Raw genomic sequence first — 18147 nt, forward strand, 5'->3', positions numbered from 1 at the left:
TGCTTCCCGGTCCCAAACATGGCACATGACCCGGAAGGAGATCGAAGCGCCCGCGCGGCGCAGCCTGTCATGAAAACACGCAAGACCATACGCATCCTGCCGCCGGGGTTGAAGAACCAGATCGCCGCCGGCGAGGTCGTGGAACGCCCCGCCAGCGTGGTCAAGGAACTGGTGGAGAACAGCCTGGACGCCGGGGCCACCCGGGTGGACGTCACCGTGGAGGGGGGCGGCCGCGCCCTGATCCTGGTCCAGGACAACGGCCAGGGCATCCCGGCCGACGAGCTCAACCTGGCGGTCACCCGCCACGCCACCAGCAAGATAGCCTCCCTGGAGGACCTCTCGGCCATCGGCTCCTTCGGGTTCCGGGGCGAGGCCCTGCCGTCCATCGGTTCGGTCTCGCGCCTGACCGTGACGTCGCGCGCCGAGGGCGCGGAGGAGGGGGCCTTCATCGAGGTCCGCGCGGGCGAGGTGGCGGCCGAGGGCCCCGCCGCTCCGGCCGCCGGGACCCGCGTGGAGGTGCGCGAGCTTTTCGCCGCCACCCCGGCCCGGCTCAAGTTCCTCAAGGCCGAATCCACCGAGAACAAGCGCTGCCAGGACACGCTCATGCGCGTCTCCCTGGCCCACCTGGCCGCCGGGTTCTCCCTGACCATGGGCGGCCGCGAGAGCTTCCGCCTGCCCCAGGGCCAGGCCCTGGCCGCCCGGCTCCAGACCTTCTGGCCCCCGGCCGTGTGCCGGGACCTCCTGCCCTTCGACGCGGAGCGCGACGGCTACCGCGCCCACGGCCTGGCCGGTTCGCCCGCAACGGCCCAGGGCCGGGGCGACCGCATCCTGCTCTACGTCAACGGCCGCCCGGTCCAGGACAAGATGATGCTCTCGGCCGTGCGCCAGGCCTACAAGGGCCGCCTCATCTCCCGCGAATACCCGCAGGTGGCGCTCTTTCTGGAGGTCCCGCCCGCCGAGGTGGACGTGAACGTGCACCCGGCCAAGCTGGAGGTGCGCTTCCTGGAGGAGAACCGCGTCTTTTCCGTGATCCGCAGCGGCATCCTCCAGGCCCTGGCCACCCTGGAGCAGCCGGGCGCGGCCCTGGCCGACGATTTTCCCGCCCCCGGCCACGCACCGTTTTCGCCCAGGCCAGGCGTTTCGCCGACCTGGCTTCCGTCCGCTGCCGAGCCTGGCGCGGAACCGGCTCCGGCCGCGCCCGCCAAGGCCATGCGCCGGCCGTCCGGCGCGTCCGGTTTCGGGGACGGTCCCAAATTTCCGAGCTATCGCGAATACCAGGCCGAGTACCGGCCGCCCAGGGACCTGCCCCTGCCCGTGGCCCCGCCGCCCGGCGGGGGGGATGCGCCCGCCATGGCCCCGTTCCGCCCCGTCGGCCTGGGGGAAGCGTCGGTGTCGGCCCGGCTGGCGGGCACGGATTTTACCTACCTGGGCCAGGTGGCGGACACCTATCTGGTCCTGCGGCGCGGGCGCGACCTTGTCCTGGTGGACCAGCACGCGGCCCATGAGCGGGTCCTGCTGGCGGCCATGCGCGAGGCGCGCACCCGGGGCGACTGCCAGCCCCTGGCCCTGCCCCTGGAGCTGACCCTGCACCCGAGCGAGGCCGAGGCGGTCCAGGAGGCGTGGGAAGCGTTGCGCGCCCAGGGTTTCCGCCTGGAGATGGACGGCCCGGCGCGGCTCCTGGTCCGGGCCGTGCCCCCGACGCTGGACGCCGGGGAGGCAAGGGAGTACCTTGCCGACGTTCTGGCGGAAAAGGCGCGCACCCTGGACGACTTGTGGACCATGCTTTCCTGCAAGTCCGCCATCAAGGCGGGACAGCCCCTGGCCGTTGACGAGGCCCTGTCCCTGCTCGAAACCTGGCTCGCCACCCCGGAAAAGGACTATTGCCCCCACGGCCGCCCCGTCGCGGTGACGTGGAGCCCGGCCGACCTCGAAAGACTGTTCAAGAGAAAATAGACCGCCATGATCGACTACAACAAGATTCGGGTCCGCGTGACCCTGGACAACCTGCGCCATAACTACCGCGTCTTCACGGCGGTGCATCCCCACGTCATCCCGGTCATCAAGTCCGACGCCTACGGCCACGGCCTGGCCGAGGTCGCCCGGGTCCTGGAGGCCGAGGGGGCCGACACCTTCGGCGTCGGCTTCGTCAGCGAGGCCGCGGACCTGCGACGCTCGGGCTGCAAGGCGCGCATCCTGGCCCTGCTCGGGCCGGTGGACGACGCAGACTACGCCTCCCTGTGGTCCCACGACGTCCTGGCCTTCATCGGCCGGTTCGACCAGTTGGAGCGGCTGGCCGAGGAAGCCCAGGGCCGGGGACCGCTGGACATCGCCCTCAAGTTCGACACCGGTATGCGCCGCCTGGGCTTTTCCCCGGACCAGGTGGACGGGGTCGTGAAATTTCTCAAGGCCCATCCGGCCGTGCGGCCGGTCATGGCCAGCTCCCATCTGGCCCGGGCCGACGAGCCGGGCCGCGAGGCCGACGTGGCCCTTCAGGGACGCCGCTTCGAGCAGGCCGTGGACGGCCTGAAAGCGGCCGGGTTCGACGTGGAGGCCTGCCTGGCCAACACGGCCGGGGCCCTGGCCCACGAGGCCGTGCGCCACGACTCCATGCGCCTGGGCATCGGGCTCTACGGCTGCAACCCGCTCCACGGCACGCCCCTGGAGCGCCTGGGCGCTGGCCTCAGGCCCGCCATGGAGGTCTCGGCCCCCATCCTCCAGGTGCGCGAGCTCAAGGCCGGGGAGGGCATCAGCTACGGCTGGACCCACGTGGCCGAGCACGACTCGGTGGTGGCCATCGTGGGCGCGGGCTATGCCGACGCCTACAGCCGGACCCTTTCCAACAAGGGATTCATGAACGTGAAGGGGCGCCTCTCGCCCATCGTGGGGCGGGTGTGCATGCAGATGACCGCCATTGACGTCACCGACGCCCTGGGGCAGGGAGCGGTGGTCCGGCCGGGCGACGAGGCCTGGCTGCTGGGCGGCCCCGCCCCGGGGACCATCAGCCCCGAGGACCTGGCCGGATGGTGGGGAAGCATCACCTACGAGCCTTTTTGCCTGCTGGGGATGAACCCGCGGGAATACGTCTAAATTCAAGGATACAAGGAGCGAACCATGCCTGCCGTGCGTGACGATGAATGGACCGTGGCCGAGAGCCATACCCTGGCCGAAATGGAGGAACAGGGCGTTTCCGCCAAGTGGCTGGAAAAGAAGTGGCTGGACGTGGCCGACGACATGGCCCTGATCCCGGAGAACAACGTACGCATCGTCGAGGAAAACGGCTCGGTGCGCATCGAGGTCTCCATGTACCTCATGGAGTGCATGCGCGGCTTCTAGGCCCGCCCGCTGTCTTGCGCAGGGGGAGGCGCTTCGACGCGTCTCCCTTTTTTTGCGCCCGGCGGCCCGGCCCGGGGACGCCCCCTGATCGGCGCATTCCCGGCGCGGCTGCGCGATTCGGCAAGACCGCCGTATCCCCGCATATTCCGCACGATCGCCACGATTCCGTTACAGCCTTACGGTATTCTTGCCAAATCGCTTTGTAACAGAACCGTAACAATGAAAATCGTTACAATCCCGTGACGATTGTGTTACAGACCCCTCGCGCCTTGTGTCCTTTGCTCCGGGCTGGAGCGGGAAGGCGGGTGCGGGATCGAAGGAAAATGGGAATGAATCTCCGATCGTTTCAGATGCGCATCCTGTTGTGGACGTGGGCGCTTCTGCTCACGGCCCTGGCCGTGATATTCTACTATTCCACCAGCGTGGTCGGCAGCGAACTGGTCAGCGAGACCCGGCACCGCACCGAGAGCGAGCTGGGAACCATCAAGTGGCTGATCCAGGAGCACGCCCCGTTCAAGGACGAGCAGGCCTTCGCCGCGTGGGTGGAGAACATGGGCTTCAAGCTGGGCCGCCGCATCACCTACATCGTGGACGGCCGGGTGGTGGCCGACTCCAACGTGCCCTATGCCGACCTCGGCAGCCTGGACGACCACAGCCGCCGGCCCGAGGTCCTGGCCGCCCGCGAGGCCGGGAAGGGGAGCAACATCCGCCATTCCGACACCCTGGGCACGGACATGATGTACGTGGCCGTGACCATGGACCACCCCCTGAACGTGGCCGACGGCGTGCTCCGCCTGGCCGTTCCCTTCTCCCGGGTCAGCGCGCGCATCAGTTCGCTCAAGACCAACTTCATCTGGATATTCCTCTCCACCCTGGCCTGCGCCCTGCTGGTCAGCGTGCTGGTCTCGCGCAACATGAGCCGGTCCATCACCGCCTTTTCCGAGGCGGCCCGGTCCATCGGCGAGGGCAACTACGCGCTTCGGCTGCGCGCCCTGCCCGGCGGCGAGTTCAAGCCCCTGGCCGAATCGGTCAACGCCATGGCCCGGTCCATCGAGCGCAACGTGCGCATCATCGACGACCAGCGCGGCGAGCTCAAGGCCATCCTCGACGGCATGCGCGAGGGCGTCATGACCCTGAACGCGCGGGGGCGCATCGAGTCCTTCAACGGCGCTCTCGACGAGATGTTCAACCTGGCCGAGTCCACCCTCGGCCGCACCCCCATCGAGGTCACCCGGCGCTTCGAGATTCAGGACATGGTGGACGAGCTCCTGGCCGAGCCGGACAAGGGCGACCGCTTCATCCAGATCGACCTCATGGACACCCGCACCGTGGAGGTCTCCGGGGTGCCGTTCTTCGACCACAACGATGTCAGCAAGCTCATCCTCGTCTTTCACGACATCACCGAGATGAAGCGCAGCGAGAAGGGCCTCAAGGAATTTGTGGCCAACGCCTCGCACCAGCTTCGGACGCCGCTCACCTCCATCAAGGGCTACACCGAGACGCTTATCGACAACCCTCCGGCAAAGCCCGAGGACGGCCGCGCCTTTCTGGAGATCGTGCTCAAGAACGCCAACCACATGGACAAGGTCATTTCCTCCATGCTCGCCCTGGCCAAGTCCGAGCAGATGGGCAAGGCCCTCAGCCTTTCGTCGGTGTCCGGCCGGGAGTTCATGGCGCGGGCCGTGGGCGACGTCACCCCCTGGGCCGGCGAGCGGTCCATCACCTTCAATCTGCGGGTGCCGGATGACGGGATGTTCGTCATGGCCGAGCCGGACGGGCTGCTGCACGTCTTCCACAACCTGCTGAACAACGCGGTCAAGTACAGCCCGGACGGCGGGGTCATCTCGCTCAGCGCCGAGGACGACGGCGAGTCCATCGTCTTCTGCGTGGAGGACCAGGGGCCGGGCATTTCGAGAGAACACAGCACCAAGGTTTTCGAGCGGTTCTACCGGGTGGACGAAAACACCATCGACGACTCGGGCAGCTCCGGTCTCGGCCTGGCCATCTGCCGCCGGATCGTGAGGAACCTCGGTGGAGAGATATGGCACGACGGGTACGGCGAAGGCACGCGGGGAGCGCGCTTCTGCTTCCGGCTGAACAAGCCGGCCCGGTCCTGACAACCCTTTGGCAAATACCCTCGCAAGAGGGGGACGCAATGGATATCTACGATCTCTTCTTCTATCTGTCCCTGGGGGCCGGGTTCCTGATGGCCTTCAACCTGGGGGCCAACGACGTGGCCAACTCCATGGCCTCGGCCGTGGGCGCGCGGGCCATCACCGTGCGACAGGCCGTATTCATCGCGGGCGTGCTCAACTTCGTGGGCGCGGTCCTGCTTGGGTCCCACGTCACCGCGACCATCAGCAAAGGCATCATCAATCCGGCGGCCATCGCGGACCCGAAGCTGATTATGATCGGCATGTTCGCGGCCCTGCTGGCGGCGGCCGCGTGGGTCCTCGTGGCCACGCTCACATCGCTGCCGGTGTCGTCAACCCACTCCATCGTGGGGGCCATAACCGGCTTCGGCATGGTCGCGGGAGGGCCGAGCGTGGTCAACTGGGCCAAGATGGGCGGCATCGTCCTGTCCTGGATCATCTCCCCGTTCTTCGCCGCCGCCATCGCCTACCTGGTCTTCACCCACATCCGCCGCTTCATCCTCTACAAGACGCATTTCGTGCTCCAGGTACGGCGCTGGGCCCCGTTTTGGGTGGCGGTGACCGTGGTGCTCATCGCCCTGTCGTTCCTGTACAAGACCCCGGCCGGCAAGTCGCTGGGCATTCCGTGGTACGCCTCCCTGGCCCTGGCCGCGGTGCTGGCCGTGCTGACCTACGCGGTTTCGCGCTACTTCGTCTCGAAGCTGATCCTCAACGAGGAGGAGGGCGCCGAGGGCGTGGAGCGGGTCTTCCGCAAGATGCAGGTGGGCACGTCCTGCTACGTGGCCCTCTCCCAGGGCGCCAACGACGTGGCCAACGCCATCGGCCCGGTGGCGGCCATCTACCTGATCGCCAAGGAGCACCAGTTGCTCGCCAAGGCGGAAGTGCCGATGTCCATGCTCATCCTGGGCGGACTCGGCATCGCCATCGGCATCGCGCTGCTCGGGCACAAGGTCATGGCCACCGTGGGCGAGAAGATCACCACCCTGACCAACACGCGCGGGTTCGCCGTGGACTTCGGCGCGGCCTCCACCGTGCTGGTGGCGTCGAATCTCGGCCTGCCGGTCTCCACCACCCACGCGGCCGTGGGCGGCGTGGTCGGCGTCGGGCTGGCCCGCGGCTTCAAGGCGGTGGATTTCCGGGTCCTGCTGCGCATCGTGGCCTACTGGGTGGCCACGGTGCCCATCGCCGCCCTGACCAGCATAGTTTTCTTTGTGCTGCTGAAATGGTTATGTTACAGCTAGGTTACAAAACTACAAGCATTCCATGCAACGAGGTTACCATATGACCATACGTCTTCCTTTTTTCGGGCTTCTGGCCAATCGTTCCCCCATGGACGGTTTGACGGAGCACTACGACAAGATCGCCGAGTGCATCGCCACCATCGATGAATCCCTGGAATGCTACGTCTCGGGCGGCGTCTGCCGCGAGTTCGAGGACCTGCTCCGGACCATCGACGACATCGAGAACCACGCGGACAAGATCAAGCGGAACATCCGCAACCACCTGCCGCGCGGCCTGTTCATGCCGGTGGATAAGACGACCTTCCTCAACTACACCAAGTCCCAGGACAACATCCTGGATTCCGCCCAGGACGCCCTGCACTGGCTGGGCATGCGCAAGGTGGGCATCCCCGAGGAGGTGCAGAAGGACGTCATCTTCCTGCTCGACGCCGTGGCGCGGACCACGGTGCTCCTCGGCCCGGCGCTCAAGGCGACCATCTCCCTGGTGCACGGCGCGTCCATCGACCGCGAAGGAACCAAGGACTGCTTCCGCAAGGTGCGCGAGGAGCGCGAGAACGTCCGCAAGCTCAAGAACGAGCTGGAGCGCAAGGTCTACGCCATGGACATCGACTTCAAGGACATCTACCAGCTCCTGCACTTCATCGACTGCCTGGACAAGATGGGCCACAACACCGAGAATTGCGTGGACCAGCTCCGGGTCATGATCGCCCGCTAGCCCGCGCGCAACGGACTTCCCCGGCCGACCGCCCGCAAAGGCGGCCGGCCTTTTTCGCGCCCGCGCGTGGCCGCGAAAGCCCCGGCGGGGGAGGGCGGTCCGCCGCCCCTATCCCCCGGCATCCGCCCCTTGTCGCCGTCGCCGGACGCCGCCTTCCCGCGCCCGGCCGGGCCGTCACGCATCTCGGCGAAGCCGCCCGTGATCCGCCAGAGCAGCTTCCCGCGTGGCGGAGAACGCGCTGGCGTCCCCTCAATCCGCATCCGCGCCCCGCAATTTCGCCGCCCAGCCCCCGGGGCGACTCGCCGCGCAGAAGGCTCGGTCCTTGCGCCAGCCCGGACCGGCCAACGCCGCCACATTCCCTATCCCCCCAGGGCCTAACGCACGGCTGCACATCCGAAGCCCGCAGGCCCCCATTCCAGAGCCTCCAATCCCGCCCATTTCCAGAAGCCGATGTCGACAACCAAAAAAGAATACTTCCCTTTTTTTCAAAAAATATCTTGATAATGAAATTCAATTTCAGTAATGTCCGTTTCGTGCCGTCCGCCAGGGCGGAAAGGAGCGATTGGATGCGATCACAGGCGAACCCGACCAGCCACGGCCCGAACCGAAGGGGCCACTCCGGGCGATGTACCGTCCGGCCGACCGATGCCGCGTCGGCCGGGCCAATCATCACAAGGAGAAAAAAATGCATCAGCTCAAGAAAATCGGCCTGTTGAACCGCGAAGGAATGGCCGCCCTCAATGACGGACGGATGGACGACGCCCTGAACCGGCTGCTGGAGGCCGACCGCATCGCCCGCGAGCAGCAGCAGCCCCTGCACGAGGCCAAGGTGCAGAACAACCTCGGCCTGGTCCACCAGGCGGCGGGCCGCTATCCCGAGGCCGAATCCTGCTTCCGGCAGGCCGTTCGCATCGCTGTGGAGCGCGCCGGTTCCGGCAACATTCTGCACCGGACCATCGCCCGCAACCTGGCCCGGCTGGACGAGGCCCGCGACCACGGCGGTTGCTGCGGCAACCACGCCTGCGAAAATCATTGCGCCTGCGGGGGCTCCTGCCGTGCCTAACGACCCGTCGGCGGCTCTGGCCGCCTTCTCTCTGGGGGCGGACTCCGGCCTGGAGTCCGCCCGTTTCATCACCTCGGTCATGCACCAGTTCGCCGAGTCACTGGGCAACGCCATCGACGCCAAGGACCCCCATACCTCGCGGCATTCCGACGAAGTGGCGGAAATCTCCCGCGTCCTGGCCCTGGCCCTGGGGCTCGGCCACCACAAGGCGGACCTCATCCACGTGGCCGGGCACCTGCACGACATCGGCAAGATCGGCGTGCCCGACGTCGTGCTCGGCAAGCAGGGGCCCCTGACCACTCGCGAATGGGCCACCATCCGAAAACATCCTGAGGACGGCGCGGCCATCCTTCGGCCCGTGGCCGCCCTCAGCACTCTCGGCGTCGTTGACATGGTCCTGCACCACCACGAGCGCCACGACGGCCTGGGATACCCCCACGGCCTTTCCGGGGGCGCAATCCCCATGGGCGCGCGGATCATCGCCCTGGCGGATTCGCTTTCGGCCATGCTCCAGGACCGGCCCTACCGCCGGGCCGGGTCCTTCGATTCCGCCCGGCGTGAAATACTGCATTGTTCGGGTTCGCAGTTTGATCCGCGCGTGGTGGACGCCTTCGCCCGGTCCGAAGCCGAAATCCGGGCCATCATGGAGCGGGCGCAGCACCGACCGGCAGCCGCCTGAATCCGGCCTGGCGGGCATACAAATTTTTTGCCCCATGCCGGGCGGACCCGGGGAAAGTCCAAGTTTTTGTACCTCGAACCCTGCGCAAAGCAGCCATGCCTGGAAGAATATTGATAATATAACACGCCGCCATTACAGGAGATAAAAATATTTTGAGCAATGATTCTGACTTTGGCACGGAGGATGCTAATCCTAAAACATCTTCCTTCTTTTGCACCGAGAAAACAAATGGCCTCCTCCGGGAGGCCTTTCTCGTTTCCGGGCCACGCGCGCCGTTCTCCGTCTTGCGGCGCATTGACCGCCGCCCGGTCCGCCGGGTAGTCTCCCGACAACCGAACCAATCCACAAGGAGCCGCCATGCCGCGCCCGCGCCGCCACATATTCGCCGCCATATTGCCGTCCGTCCTCTGCCTCGTCCTCCTTTCCGCCTCGGCCGGCCAGGCCCTGGAGCTCTCCCAGCCCATCCGCTGCGACTACGGCGTCGGCTGTTTCGTCCAGAACTACGTGGACGTGGACCCGTCCCCGGACGCCGCCGACTTCACCTGCGGGGCCCTGACCTACGACGGCCACAAAGGCACAGACTTCCGCATCCCCTGGGCCGACTACCGGAAAGGGGTCGAGGTGCTGGCCGCCGCGCCCGGCGCCGTGCTGCGCGTGCGCGACTCCGTCGAGGACCGCGACGCGCGCGGCCATGAGGAGGAGGTCCGGCCCTACGGCCTGGGCAACGCCGTCATCATCGAGCACGAGGACGGCTACCAGACCGTCTATGCGCACATGAAGCAGGGTTCGGTCCGGGTCAAGGAGGGCGACAGGGTCGAACGCGGCCAGGTGCTCGGCCTGGTGGGGTTGTCCGGCCTGACCGTCTTTCCGCACCTCCATTTCGGGGTCACCCGTGACGGCCACGCCGTCTGCCCCTTCCTGGGCCGCCAGGCCGACCTGCCCGCTCTGTGCGGCACCCCGCCCGACCCGCTCTGGGGCCCCAAGGTCCGCATCGGCTACATCCCCACCGGCCTGATCCGAGCCACCTTTCTCGACGCCCGGCCCGAATTCCCGGCCGTGCTCCGCGAACCGGAAAAAACGACCCTGCGCGCCGATTCGTCCGCCATCGTTTTCGCCGTCGCCGTCTTTGGCACCCGCGCGGGCGACCGGGTCGAAATGCGCATCCTCGACCCCCTCGGCCGCGTTGTCTCCCGGGCCGACTCGCCCATCGAAAAGACCCAGGCCCAACGCCTTATCTACATCGGCAAGCGCCTGGAAGACCCGAAAAAGCCCTGGCTGGCCGGAACCTATCAGGGCGAATACCGCCTCCTGCGCGGCGGCAAGACCGTGGTCCGCGCCAGCAGCAAGGTCGAGGTGCGCTAAGAGCCTTCGGCGGCCCCTTCAAGGGGCGGGCGGGACCGGCTTCGAGGCCCTTGGCTTCCTTGTTGCCGGGGTTGTGGAGAGAGTGGCGTTGCAGGAGAAGGGGTTCTCATAGGTGAAACCACATGGGGCGGGATCGACAAGGGAGATCCGCCGTCCGGGGGGCGCAGCTTGATTCGGAGCCCGACGCCAAAGCACTCGCTGCCGACTGCAACCGCGAGGAAGCTTGCCCGGGGGTTGGGCAAGCGGCTGCTTCTTGCCCTGCTCTCGGTGGCGGCATCAACCGGATGCGCGGTTACGACAACAACCGGTTCAAGGGCCGGGCCGCCCTTTGTCACGGGTTCGAATGCCGCCACATGCCCAGGTGGAATTCCCTGAAGGATTATTGGCTGGGCCGGGTGGCCGACGACTGGGACCCCGTCACGCTCAACCGGAACATGAAGCATGACGCCGGAATACGCCTCTCGGCGTGAATCAACGACTCCCTCGGCCGGGCGGATTTCGCAGCCTCTCTCGCGGCCTGGCGCATCCGGGTCATGGTCGGGTTGCCCTTCTGACGGTGCTTCCTTAAAACTTATGATTCAAAATTCCGTTCTCCCGGTGTATAGCATAAACGTACATTTTGCGTTCGCCCGTACACAGTGCTGTGTGCCGGATGAAATCGGGAGGGCCTATGATCGAGGTTCAATCAAGAGTTCTGGATTACGTTGGCGGCGGGATGCTGGTCTTCGTGAGCCTGGTGTTTCTCTATGGGATGATCTTCGTGTGCGACATCCCCTGCCAGATTGCGAAAAAACGCGAGCATCCCCATCAGGACGCCATTTGCGTGGCGGGTTGGGTGAGCCTGCTGTCCCTGCATGTCATCTGGCCGTTTCTGTGGATATGGGCCATGATGCACAAGCCGGATCTCCCCGGAGACGAGGACCTCGAGAAACAGGCTCCGAACGCGGTCCCGGCGGGCAAGGCGCCGGGCGGGGAGGCGTAAATGGCTCTGCTTCTCGCAATGACCTACGCGGCGATAATCTTCGTGTGTTTCCGGGTTTTCAGGCTGCCGGTGAACAAGTTGTCCGTGGCGACGGCTGTGATAGGCGGCTTTTTCATTGTCGGGGGGCTGTTCCTGGGCATGGCCTATTGCCATCCGTTCACCTCCGAGGCGCGCATCTATTTCCAGACCACGCCCATCGTGCCCCAGGTCCGTGGCAAGGTTGTCGCGGTGCACGCCAAGCCCAATATGCCGCTCAAGGCCGGTGACCCCCTGTTCTCCATTGATCCCACGCCCTACCAAGCCCAGGCCGACGATCTGGAGTCCCAGTTGGCCTTCGCCAAGCGCCGCCTGGCCGAATCCATGGAGCTGGCCAAGCACGCGGCGGGCAGCCAGTACGACGTGGAGCAATATCAGAAGGATGTGAAGGCGTTGACCGCGCAACTCGACAAGGCGAATTTCGACCTGGACAGCACGACCGTCCTGGCGCCCACGGACGGTTGGGTTACCCAGATTCGCCTGCGGCCGGGCATGATGGCCGCGCCTCTGCCCGTCGCCCCGGTCATGACCTTCGTTCACTCAGAGAATCCGATCCTGGTGGGCGCGTTCAGGCAGAACCCGCTACAGAACATCAGGCCCGGAGAGCCCGCGGAGATCATTTTCCCGGCCCTTCCCGGCCGTTGCTTCAAGGGAAAGGTGACGGCGGTCCTGACGGCCCTGGCCGAAGGGCAGTTGCAGCCTTCGGGAAACCTCCTTTCGGTGCAGCCTAACGCTCCGGCGGGGCGCGTGCCGGTGTTCATCGAAATTGCCGACGACATGTCCCCGTGGAACCTGCCGTTGGGCAGCGCGGCGTCAGTGGCCGTGTACAGCGATTCCATGAAGTCGCTGGCTCCCATCCGCCAGATACTCCTGCGCATGGCGAGCTGGCGCAACATAGTGTGTTTCGAATCCTTGTAGGGAGGCCTCCGTGTTGTCATGCCGTCACCTTCTTTCCCTTGTCGCGGCCATGTTGCTCCTTGCCGCCTGCGGCAAGGAATACAGCCACACCGAGGCCACCGTCGACATCGCTCCCGACAAGATCGTGCAACGACAGGAGTGGGCAGCGGTGAAGGACTCCGGTCAAGTCGGGGACGGATGGCTTGCCGACTTCAACGACCCGGTCCTGGACGCGCTGGTCAATGAAGCCATGGGCCACAATCCGGATTTGCAGGCTGCCGCGGCCCGCGTGGACCGCGCCTGGGCCCTGGCCGCGGCGGCGGGGGCGGAACTCAAGCCGTCGATCGGCCTTGGAGGCCGGCTCGCCGGGGTCACGGAACCGGCCTATCGCCCGGCGCAGGGCGTGGGGGCGGGGGTGTCCTGGGAACTCGACGTATGGGGGCGGCTGGGCCAGGGCGCCCGGGCTGCCGAGGAGTCCGCGAGGTCGGCCGAGGCGCGGTACGAATTCGCCCGCCAGTCCCTGGCCGCATCCACGGCAAAGGCGTGGTTCATGGCCTGCGAGACCAGGATCATGCTGGACTATCTCAATTCCGTGGTCGGCATCCTCGAACGGATGACCGCCATCGTGATAAAGAAGAACCAGGTCGGGCAGGTTTCCAGGCTCGATGTCCACCAGATCAACGCCCAACTCGCGTCCGCGAGGGAGGCCGCCGTCAAGGCCGGGATCGCCATGAAAAAGGCGGTGCGCGGCCTCGAGACACTGGTGGGCCGGTATCCGTCGGCGGAGCTCGAAGCCGCAGGGCGGCTCACGGCCCTGCCCGGCCCGATCCCGGCGGGTATGCCGTCTGACATCCTTTCCCGTCGGCCCGACCTCATTGCGGCCGAGGATACGGTGGCGGCGGCCTTCTATGCGCAAAGGGGCGCAGAGCTGTTGCATCTGCCCGCCTTCACCATCCAGGCCGGGGCCATGACCAATCTGAACCAAGCCATCGCCGGGCTGACGGGCGGCGTGATTGCTCCGATCTACACCGGCGGCGCCATCGAGGCCCAGATAGCCCAGGCCACCGCTGCGCAGAAGGAGGCCGTGGCCGCCTACGCCGCGACGGCCCTGAAGGCGTTCCGGGAGGTGGAGAACGCCTTGTCCAACGAAATGTCGCTGGCCGAGCGGGAAACATATCTCGAAACGGCCGTCTCCGAGAGCGGGGAATCGTTCAGACTCTCCGAGATGCAATACAAAGTGGGGCGCACGGACCTGTTCAAGACCCTGGACCTTCAGTCCAAATGGATCGGCTCCCGTATCACCCTGCTGGATGTGCAGCGCGAGCGGCTGGACAACCGCGTCGACCTGCATCTGGCCCTGGGCGGAAGCATGGAGGGTTCTCCCGATTCGGGGCAGGCAGCCGAGCCGTAGCCCGGGCCGGGAAGAAATCCCTTTTGCAATGGAGGCCGGGCAACCGGCCTTTACCGCGTCAAGCGGTCGCCCTGAGCGGCATCATTTGTCCAGGCGTCGCAGGAGGTTCCCGGCTGCGGTGTGGCCGGGCGTTTCCCGAAGTGTTTCCTCGGCAAGCGCCCTGGCCTTGTCCGGCAGGCCGGACTGCAGATACAGGTTCGCCAGGGCCGCGAAAAGCTGCTCGTCCTTGGGCGCAAGGGCCAATCCGTTTGCAAAGGCCTGCGCTGCCTGATCGGGGTGGCGCAGGGCCAGGAAGGCCTGCCCCTGGTTGTAATAGGCCCGGGCGTATCCCATCCCGGCGGCGGCGCGGCCGAGGTAGGCCGACGCGTCCTCGTAGTTGCCCATCTCCGCCAGCAGCAGGCCGAGGGAGTAGGCGGCCTCGTACAGGGTCGGTTCCTGTTCGGCCACTTCCCGCAGGAGGCGTTCGGCCTCGCGGTTGTTTCCCTGCCGGTTGCAGAGCATGGCCAGGTTGACCTTGGCCGGGTAGAACGCTCCGTCAATTTGGATAGCCTTGCGGTATTCGGCCTCTGCCAGGGCTTGGTCCCCCGCATTGATGGCCAGGTTGCCGAGGTTGTATCGCTGGGGCGCGAGGTCCGCGTTGTAGATCATGCTTTGCCGGTACGACTCCAGGGCGGCGCGGAACGCATCCCGGTCCTCCGGACGCAACTGTTCCCGGGGCAGGCCGCTCAGCATGGCGGCCGCCTCGCCCCGCACGGCCCTGACCGGGTCGTAGAGCTTGGGCGCGATGCGCTTCAGCCGCGTCTCGGCGTCGAAAAATTCCAGACTGCGGATGGCGGTATAGCGGATCAGCCCGTCCTCGTCCTCAAGAGCCCTGGCCAGGGCGGCGCGGCTGTCCGGGGCCGGATAGGCGCGCAACAGCTCCAGGGCGGTGGCCCGGACCATGGCCGGGAGGAGGGCGTCGTCCGCAAGCCGGATCAGGTCCGCCCGCGCTTCCGGATTCTGCGCGCGTCCGGCGGCGAAGACCGTGCCGTAATGCGGCTTGCGCGACTCGCCGTGCCATTTGGCGATGTGCCCGACGTTCCAGTCCAGGGACTTGTCGTCATGGCAGCCCGGGGCCATGCAGGCGTTGGGCGTCTTGATGGACGAGCTCAGGTCCGGGCGCGGAACGCGCAGGCTGTGGTCCGCCCGCTTGTCGACGCCCATGTAGGTGCGCTCCGGCATGTGGCAGATGACGCAGAGATACCCTTTGCTCGGCTTGCCCTCAAAGGTCTTCTTGTGAAAGTGGTGGGCCGGCGTGTCGTAGGTCTCGGCGCGGTGGCACTGGGTGCAGAGATCGTTGCCGTCCTTGTGGCGCTTGAGGCTGTGCACGTCGTGGCAGTCGCCGCACCGGACCCCCCGGTCGTACATCTTGGACTGGACGAAGGAGCCGTACACGTACACCTCATCCAGGATCTGGCCGTCGGGGTAATACAGTCCCTCCTCCAGCAGCCGGGGGACCACCAGGTCAAGCAGCTCGCCCTCGCCGTGGCTGTTGTCGCCCAGTTGGAACCTGCGCGAGTGGCAGGGCGCGCAGATGCGGACCTGCGCCCCGGCGTCGAGATCGGCGGTGCGGACGGTCAGTCCGTAATCCGGCACGTCCTTCCTGGCCAGCGGCGGCAGCTTGGCCCAGTCCACATGGTCGGAGCCGGGGCCGTGACACGCCTCGCAGCCCACGTCGATCTCGGCCCATGTGGTCCGGTAGGTGTCGCTGTCCGGGTCGTACCCCTTGGTGACCTTCGTGGAATGACATTCCGCGCACATGACGTTCCAGGTCTGCCCGCCTCTTGTCCAGTGCAGCCAGTCGTCCGGTCCCTTTACGTCGCAGGGCGGGAGGCGGTACCATGCCCTCCGCTCCACGTCCCATGCGATGTTCAGGCATTGCAGCCGCCCGCCGGGGAACGGCGCCAGGTACTGCTGGAGGGGCTGGACCCCGAAGGTGTGCGTGATCTCGAACTCGCCCGGCTTGCCGTCCGGCCCTTCGGTTTCGACGAAATACTTGCCGTCCCGCCGATAGAAGCGGGAGGTGACGTGATTGTGCGGGTCGGTGAACACGGCGTTGTCGAAGTCGCCCAGGACGGACCGCTCGTTGGCCTCGTCCATGGCTAGGTCGTGGTGGGAGCCCCGCCACTTGTCGTAGGCCGTCCGGTGGCAGTCCCGGCACGCTTCGCTGCCCACGAAACCGGCGGCGGGCGCCTGTGCAACCGTCCCCTGTGGCCGCCCGGCCAGCAGCCAGATGACCGGGGACAGCAGTATCACGGCCGCCGCGGCCAGCGCGGCCCGTTCCCAGTGCGTGACGCCGTTGGATGCCCTTGCCATGCGCGCTACCCGCTTCCCGTTTTCCGTCTAGACCCGTGCCGTCTGTTCCGCGCTGAAGCGGTCGCGTTTTTGCGGCGACGAGACGTCCACCTTGACGATGCCGTTTTCGATGCGCACCGGGAACGTGTCAAGCGGCCTCGGGGCGGGGCCGGTCAGGACCTCTCCGGTCAGGCTGAAGGCGGAGCCGTGACAGGGGCAGACGAACCGCCTCTCCTCTTCGTTCCAGGGGACGGAACAGCCCAGGTGCGTGCAGCGCCGGGAAAGGGCGAGCAGGCTGCCGTCCTCCAGGCAGGCGAGATGGAACTGCCCCTGGGGGATGGGCGTGACCGTGGCCGGGGCGAAGTTCGCCAGCGGGCCTGCTGTGACGATGCTTTCCGTCTTCCGGGGCCTGTCCCGTCGGTTGCGCGCCTTCAGAAACGTTCCCCCCAGCCAGCCGAATTCGGCCAGGGCGGCCAGCCCGAAAAGGGACCAGATCCATTTCATGAACCGTCGGCGGTTGGGAGCTGTCCCGCCCGTGTCGTTGTCGTGCTCGGTCATCCGTCTCGTTCCGTTCATTTGAAAAACACCTCCGGACTACCAGGGGCAGACGAGGCGCATCTCCGCGCCCCGGGACCAGACGCCGACCATCGTGCAGATCAGCATAGCCGCAAACAGCATGAGCAGACAGAACATGACGCCCTCGGCGCGGGAGCGGCGGAACATGCGGGTCAACAGCAGGTACATGCCTGCCGGGTACGCGGCCAGCGCCAGGGTCGGCAACAGCCCGCGCGTGGGCATGATATCACCCGCGGAGGTCGCCCCCGGCGTCTGCGCCAGTTCATCCAGCAGGATCGCCGCCATGGTCGGCAATGCTCCGGCAAGCAGGCCCAGGACGGCCAGGCGCCAGCCGTTGCGCGAGCCGAACCAGACGCCGCCCGGCAGGGCCGAGTCCTTCCAGAAGGGCACAAGGACAAGCGCTGCAACCCCCAGGAGCGGCCAGACGAGGACCGCGTACATCGGATGCAGATGCAGGAGCAACTCCTGGAACCCCTGGAAATACCACGGGGCCTTGGTCGGGTTGGGGCTCATGCCCGGATTGGCCTGCTCCAGCAGGGGCGCATCCCAGACCATGGCCAGCAGCAGCACGAAAGCCGCGAGGCCTAGCCCGACGGCGGCTTCGCGCATGAGCAGGTCCGGCATCACGGGGACGCGCTCCTCTCCCGCGCCTTCGGAGTCCTGCCGCGCCAGTCCGCCCGCTCGGCGGACCAGCCAGAAGTGCCAACCGAGCAGGACCAGCAGCGATCCGGGAATGACCGCCACATGGAGCACGTGGAAATTGGCCAGCGTGGCCGGGCCGATTTCGTCGCCGCCCAGGAAGAACTGGCGGAGCCCGTCGCCCGCCAGCGGGATGTAGGCGAGCATGGAGGTCGAGATGGTCACCGCCCAGTAGGCGAGCTGGTCCCACGGCAGCAGATAGCCGGTGAAGTTTGCGGCCAGCACCAGGAACAACAGGCACAGGCCGACGATCCAGTTGAGGCGGCGGCTCGGTCCGAACGCGCCGGTCAGCGCCACCCGCAGCAGGTGCAGCATCGCCACGACGACCAGCAGGTTGGCGCTGGCGTGGTGAATGTTGCGCACCCACGGGCCGAAGGTGGTGGAGCGACTCAGGAAAAGGACCGAGTCGTAGGCCTGCCCGATCGAAGGCGCATACACCGTGAGCAGCAGGATGCCCGTGACGAAAAGCAGGCCGACCAGCATGACGGCCATGCCGCCCAGTCCCCAGCTCAGGGTGAACCGCAGGGTCCGGGACGGTATGGTCCGGGGGTGCAGATGGAGCACGAGGTCGGTGATGGATTTTCTCGACGGCTGCATTCGCTTCCTTGATCGGTGGAGCACATGAGGCGTCCTATGCCGCGGAACGCCACAAGGGAACTGTTTGCG

General features: G+C 66.6%; 16 protein-coding genes. 13 read left to right on the forward strand and 3 right to left on the reverse strand.

Features of this window, described 5'->3' with window-relative positions:
• Positions 1 to 69 precede the first annotated feature (69 nt).
• The 13 genes from mutL to PHP91_RS04495 all read left to right on the forward strand — a co-directional run bounded on the left by mutL (position 70) and on the right by PHP91_RS04495 (position 13872).
• Positions 70 to 1953 carry a DNA mismatch repair endonuclease MutL gene (gene mutL / locus PHP91_RS04435; RefSeq protein ID WP_300137441.1) on the forward strand — a complete coding sequence of 628 codons (1884 nt, stop codon included), beginning with the start codon at positions 70 to 72 and terminating at the stop codon, positions 1951 to 1953.
• 6 nt (positions 1954 to 1959) lie between these two features.
• Positions 1960 to 3087 carry an alanine racemase gene (alr, locus tag PHP91_RS04440; RefSeq protein ID WP_300137444.1) on the forward strand — a complete coding sequence of 376 codons (1128 nt, stop codon included), beginning with the start codon at positions 1960 to 1962 and terminating at the stop codon, positions 3085 to 3087.
• Between the two features lie 24 nt (positions 3088 to 3111).
• Complete coding sequence (locus PHP91_RS04445; protein ID WP_300137446.1) at positions 3112 to 3333, forward strand: hypothetical protein; 222 nt, start codon at positions 3112 to 3114, stop codon at positions 3331 to 3333.
• 329 nt (positions 3334 to 3662) lie between these two features.
• Positions 3663 to 5450 carry an ATP-binding protein gene (locus PHP91_RS04450; protein WP_300137449.1) on the forward strand — a complete coding sequence of 596 codons (1788 nt, stop codon included), beginning with the start codon at positions 3663 to 3665 and terminating at the stop codon, positions 5448 to 5450.
• 38 nt (positions 5451 to 5488) lie between these two features.
• Complete coding sequence (locus PHP91_RS04455) at positions 5489 to 6727, forward strand: inorganic phosphate transporter (RefSeq protein ID WP_300137452.1); 1239 nt, start codon at positions 5489 to 5491, stop codon at positions 6725 to 6727.
• Between the two features lie 40 nt (positions 6728 to 6767).
• Positions 6768 to 7442 (forward strand): DUF47 family protein, encoded by a 675-nt coding sequence (locus PHP91_RS04460; protein WP_300137454.1) that lies wholly within the window; start codon positions 6768 to 6770, stop codon positions 7440 to 7442.
• Positions 7443 to 8127: 685 nt separating this feature from the next.
• Complete coding sequence (locus PHP91_RS04465) at positions 8128 to 8505, forward strand: tetratricopeptide repeat protein (RefSeq protein ID WP_300137457.1); 378 nt, start codon at positions 8128 to 8130, stop codon at positions 8503 to 8505.
• A 31-nt stretch (positions 8506 to 8536) separates the two neighbouring features.
• Positions 8537 to 9184 (forward strand): HD domain-containing phosphohydrolase, encoded by a 648-nt coding sequence (locus tag PHP91_RS04470; RefSeq protein ID WP_300137554.1) that lies wholly within the window; start codon positions 8537 to 8539, stop codon positions 9182 to 9184.
• A 357-nt stretch (positions 9185 to 9541) separates the two neighbouring features.
• Positions 9542 to 10546 carry a M23 family metallopeptidase gene (locus tag PHP91_RS04475; protein ID WP_300137460.1) on the forward strand — a complete coding sequence of 335 codons (1005 nt, stop codon included), beginning with the start codon at positions 9542 to 9544 and terminating at the stop codon, positions 10544 to 10546.
• 284 nt (positions 10547 to 10830) lie between these two features.
• Positions 10831 to 11016 (forward strand): hypothetical protein, encoded by a 186-nt coding sequence (locus PHP91_RS04480; protein WP_300137463.1) that lies wholly within the window; start codon positions 10831 to 10833, stop codon positions 11014 to 11016.
• A gap of 200 nt (positions 11017 to 11216) precedes the next feature.
• Positions 11217 to 11528 (forward strand): DUF3302 domain-containing protein, encoded by a 312-nt coding sequence (locus tag PHP91_RS04485; protein WP_300137466.1) that lies wholly within the window; start codon positions 11217 to 11219, stop codon positions 11526 to 11528.
• The gene (locus PHP91_RS04490) at positions 11529 to 12482 is read left to right on the forward strand and encodes an HlyD family secretion protein (RefSeq protein ID WP_300137469.1); all 954 of its coding nucleotides are present in this window, start codon (positions 11529 to 11531) and stop codon (positions 12480 to 12482) included.
• Positions 12483 to 12492: 10 nt separating this feature from the next.
• The gene (locus PHP91_RS04495; RefSeq protein ID WP_300137471.1) at positions 12493 to 13872 is read left to right on the forward strand and encodes a TolC family protein; all 1380 of its coding nucleotides are present in this window, start codon (positions 12493 to 12495) and stop codon (positions 13870 to 13872) included.
• Between the two features lie 81 nt (positions 13873 to 13953).
• Here PHP91_RS04495 and PHP91_RS04500 read toward each other — a convergent pair whose 3' ends face one another.
• From PHP91_RS04500 to PHP91_RS04510, 3 genes are read right to left on the reverse strand one after another with little or no spacing between them, the layout of a single operon-like run.
• Complete coding sequence (locus PHP91_RS04500) at positions 13954 to 16227, reverse strand: tetratricopeptide repeat protein (RefSeq protein WP_300137473.1); 2274 nt, start codon at positions 16225 to 16227, stop codon at positions 13954 to 13956.
• Between the two features lie 27 nt (positions 16228 to 16254).
• Positions 16255 to 16782 carry a Rieske (2Fe-2S) protein gene (locus tag PHP91_RS04505; RefSeq protein ID WP_300137475.1) on the reverse strand — a complete coding sequence of 176 codons (528 nt, stop codon included), beginning with the start codon at positions 16780 to 16782 and terminating at the stop codon, positions 16255 to 16257.
• 18 nt (positions 16783 to 16800) lie between these two features.
• Positions 16801 to 18078, reverse strand: coding sequence for a cytochrome b N-terminal domain-containing protein (locus tag PHP91_RS04510; RefSeq protein WP_300137477.1), 1278 nt, complete (start codon positions 18076 to 18078; stop codon positions 16801 to 16803).
• Between the last annotated feature and the right edge of the window lie 69 nt (positions 18079 to 18147).

The organism is Pseudodesulfovibrio sp., from assembly GCF_028692895.1.
GTDB lineage: Bacteria > Desulfobacterota > Desulfovibrionia > Desulfovibrionales > Desulfovibrionaceae > Pseudodesulfovibrio.

What these genes read in the sequence shown, in the direction of transcription:
- mutL (WP_300137441.1), top strand. Translation starts at nt 70, where the DNA reads ATGAAAACACGCAAGACCATACGCATCCTGCCGCCGGGGTTGAAGAAC.
- alr (WP_300137444.1), top strand. Translation starts at nt 1,960, where the DNA reads ATGATCGACTACAACAAGATTCGGGTCCGCGTGACCCTGGACAACCTG.
- PHP91_RS04445 (WP_300137446.1), top strand. Translation starts at nt 3,112, where the DNA reads ATGCCTGCCGTGCGTGACGATGAATGGACCGTGGCCGAGAGCCATACC.
- PHP91_RS04450 (WP_300137449.1), top strand. Translation starts at nt 3,663, where the DNA reads ATGAATCTCCGATCGTTTCAGATGCGCATCCTGTTGTGGACGTGGGCG.
- PHP91_RS04455 (WP_300137452.1), top strand. Translation starts at nt 5,489, where the DNA reads ATGGATATCTACGATCTCTTCTTCTATCTGTCCCTGGGGGCCGGGTTC.
- PHP91_RS04460 (WP_300137454.1), top strand. Translation starts at nt 6,768, where the DNA reads ATGACCATACGTCTTCCTTTTTTCGGGCTTCTGGCCAATCGTTCCCCC.
- PHP91_RS04465 (WP_300137457.1), top strand. Translation starts at nt 8,128, where the DNA reads ATGCATCAGCTCAAGAAAATCGGCCTGTTGAACCGCGAAGGAATGGCC.
- PHP91_RS04475 (WP_300137460.1), top strand. Translation starts at nt 9,542, where the DNA reads ATGCCGCGCCCGCGCCGCCACATATTCGCCGCCATATTGCCGTCCGTC.
- PHP91_RS04480 (WP_300137463.1), top strand. Translation starts at nt 10,831, where the DNA reads ATGCGCGGTTACGACAACAACCGGTTCAAGGGCCGGGCCGCCCTTTGT.
- PHP91_RS04485 (WP_300137466.1), top strand. Translation starts at nt 11,217, where the DNA reads ATGATCGAGGTTCAATCAAGAGTTCTGGATTACGTTGGCGGCGGGATG.
- PHP91_RS04490 (WP_300137469.1), top strand. Translation starts at nt 11,529, where the DNA reads ATGGCTCTGCTTCTCGCAATGACCTACGCGGCGATAATCTTCGTGTGT.
- PHP91_RS04500 (WP_300137473.1), bottom strand. Translation starts at nt 16,227, where the DNA reads ATGGCAAGGGCATCCAACGGCGTCACGCACTGGGAACGGGCCGCGCTG.
- PHP91_RS04505 (WP_300137475.1), bottom strand. Translation starts at nt 16,782, where the DNA reads ATGAACGGAACGAGACGGATGACCGAGCACGACAACGACACGGGCGGG.
- PHP91_RS04510 (WP_300137477.1), bottom strand. Translation starts at nt 18,078, where the DNA reads ATGCAGCCGTCGAGAAAATCCATCACCGACCTCGTGCTCCATCTGCAC.